This window comes from Actinomadura sediminis, assembly GCF_042675525.1.
In the GTDB taxonomy this organism is placed as follows: Bacteria; Actinomycetota; Actinomycetes; order Streptosporangiales; family Streptosporangiaceae; genus Spirillospora; species Spirillospora sediminis.
This window is the reverse complement of the sequence record NZ_JBHTJA010000242.1, coordinates 1-1,905: the sequence shown is the minus strand read 5'-3', so window position 1 is coordinate 1,905 and position 1,905 is coordinate 1. Positions and strand designations below refer to the sequence as shown.

At 76.7% G+C, this 1,905-nt stretch carries 2 protein-coding genes and 1 pseudogene; 1 reads left to right on the top strand and 2 read right to left on the bottom strand.

Features of this window, described 5'->3' with window-relative positions:
• Together ACFQ11_RS37650 and ACFQ11_RS37645 are read right to left on the bottom strand one after the other, a co-directional pair.
• Positions 1–373: pseudogene (locus tag ACFQ11_RS37650) on the bottom strand (hypothetical protein); the annotation flags it as partial.
• 3 nt (positions 374–376) lie between these two features.
• Positions 377–1,144 carry a bestrophin-like domain gene (locus tag ACFQ11_RS37645; protein ID WP_378307728.1) on the bottom strand — a complete coding sequence of 256 codons (768 nt, stop codon included), beginning with the start codon at positions 1,142–1,144 and terminating at the stop codon, positions 377–379.
• 378 nt (positions 1,145–1,522) lie between these two features.
• Here ACFQ11_RS37645 and ACFQ11_RS37640 point away from each other — a divergent pair.
• The coding region (locus ACFQ11_RS37640; protein ID WP_378307726.1) for a lysine 5,6-aminomutase subunit alpha TIM-barrel domain-containing protein at positions 1,523–1,905 on the top strand (383 nt) is incomplete at its 3' end.

Here is a 1,905-nt window from a genome sequence, read left to right as displayed (position 1 = left end):
GCGTGATCGCGGCGGGCCGCGGGGCGGGCGGCCGCGGCGCCGGTGCCGCGGCGGGCGGCCGGGCCGGGGGCGGTGCCTGGGTCGGTTCGGGTGGCGGTTCCGGCGTGGGGTCGGGCGGCGGCGTGGGTTCGGGTGCGGCGGGCGGTTCGGGTTCCGGCGCCGGGGGTGTGGACGTCGGCGGCTTGGGCGACGGCGGTCGCGGGCAGTCGCCCGGGGCGTCGCCGACGTGCACCTCGACCTCCCCGTCGATGCAGACGGTGACGCCGCCGGGCGGCAGGGGGTCGGCGTGGGCGGGCGGGGCGGCGGCCAGCGTGAGGGCGCCGGCGGCTCCGCCCTGCAGGATGAGGACGGGCCAGGTCAGGACGCGGCGCATGGGTCATCCACCTCCGTCGATGCGTTGGAGTTCGGCCTGCAGTTCGACGAAGGCCTCGGGCCCGACGGCCAGGGCCCCGTCGAAGGGGTGGGAGATGTCGATGGTGAGGTAGGTCCCGGCGGCCAGCAGCGCGGCCATGAGCGCCAGCGGGATCAGCGTCGCGCCGCGCGGGGACGCGCCGGCCAGGAACGGCAGCAGCACGACCACGACTCCGGTGATGATCGTGACGATGGTGAGGCCGGCGGGCGGCGTGGTGCGGGCGTCCATGGCGCGCTGGTTGCGGGCGGCGGCGATCTGCCCGATGCCGTCGAGGACGGCGGCGCGGGCCTCGCGGAGCTCGTCGTCGTCGGCCTCCAGGGCGATGACGTCGCGGCGGACGCGGTCCAGCAGCGTCCACCCGGCGGGGGCGAGCCGCCCGTCGGCCATGAGGTCCCATTCGGGGTCGCGGACGGTGTCGACGTAGGCGCGCAGGCCGCTGCGGACGGCGGTCCGCCGGTCGTCGGGGAGGCGGGACGCCGCCCAGTAGGTCTCGGCGATGGCCTGGGTCTCGGCGTAGGTGCCGGCGCGGGCGGCGTCGGCGGTCGTCCAGGGGACGATGACGGCGATGGCGAACGCCAGCAGGAACAGCGCCGACAGCATCGCCCCGGTGTGCGAGACGGTGGGGCCGTCGGGGGAGGCGTCGTCGGTGGCGCGGCGCGTGCGCCGGACCAGCGCGCTGGCGAGTGCGACCACGCCGATGGCGCAGGCGGCCGCCACGAAATAGACGATCATGCCCCTCCACGGGTTGCGGGCCGGGGGGCGGCCCCGGGTCCGGGGCCGCCGACACTGGGCGTGATTTTAAGGTCACGTTGAGTGTCTGTGGAGGGGATTCGGGAAAGTCGCCGGAACGGTCACGCGGGGGTCAGGTGACCGTCCGGTCGGGCAAGGGGACGGTGGCGGGCGGGCAAGCGGTGCCGCGGGCGGCGTGGGGTTCCGCCGTGCAGCGGGGAAGGTGTAGGGCAGTGGCGGGGGAGTCCGCAAGCGAACCGAACCGGTCGGACTTCTTGCGGATTTCGGTTCCGATAACGGAAGATCTTCCGTAGACCGCGCGAAGTGAAGGATGATTGTTCGGCCGGCCCGTGAGGGGCGGCGGCGTGAGGGGAGACGGCGATGGCGCCGCACGGAAAGCTCGACCTGGATCCCGAGGCGGTCCGCACCGCCCGAAGGCTGGCCGCCCGCGCCGCCGAGCCGATCATCGCGATGGCCCGCGCCCACACCACCGTCTCGGTCGAGCGCGCCCTGCTGCGCCTCGCCGGACTCGCCGGCGCCGACGACGGCGGCCGCCCCGGGGCCAACCACCTCGCCGACGCCGTCCGCGACCAGGTCGGCCTCGAGCACGGCGTCGCCCTGCCCGTCTGGGACGCCCTGCTGCGCGGCCCCCACGGCACCCTCGCCGACCTCGCCGGCGCCGCCGCCCGCGGCGGCGTCTCCTTCCGGCTGCCCGCCGGAGCCGACGCGCGACGCGCCCGCGCCGCCGTCCGCGCCGCCGCCGA